The organism is Streptococcus mitis, assembly GCF_946188695.1.
Classification (GTDB): domain Bacteria; phylum Bacillota; class Bacilli; order Lactobacillales; family Streptococcaceae; genus Streptococcus; species Streptococcus mitis_DF.
The window spans coordinates 1-233 of the sequence record NZ_CAMHWI010000097.1 but is presented as its reverse complement, the minus strand read 5'-3'; the positions used below and the strand labels follow the sequence as shown (position 1 = coordinate 233).

Here is a 233-nt window from a genome sequence, read left to right as displayed (position 1 = left end):
CTAATTCATTTACTTCATCAAATAGTGTCATCATATCCCCCTCTAAAATCTGGATTTTCAAACAATTCCGTATTTTCATAGATGTTGCCGATAACTTGATGCCAATCGTATTCACAATCTTCGAGTAAATCATACAATGTTTCTTCCGAGCTTTTATCAGGTCTAAAAGCACCATTCTCCCAGACGGCTTCAATGAATCCTTTCTGTGAAATAAGGTCTCCTTCTGAGTACCA

Annotated in this window: 1 pseudogene; it reads right to left on the bottom strand. The window is 36.9% G+C overall.

Annotation, left to right across the window (positions count from 1 at the left end):
* Window positions 1–17: 17 nt before the first annotated feature.
* A pseudogene (locus N8L33_RS10070) lies at window positions 18–233 on the bottom strand (YopX family protein); the annotation flags it as partial.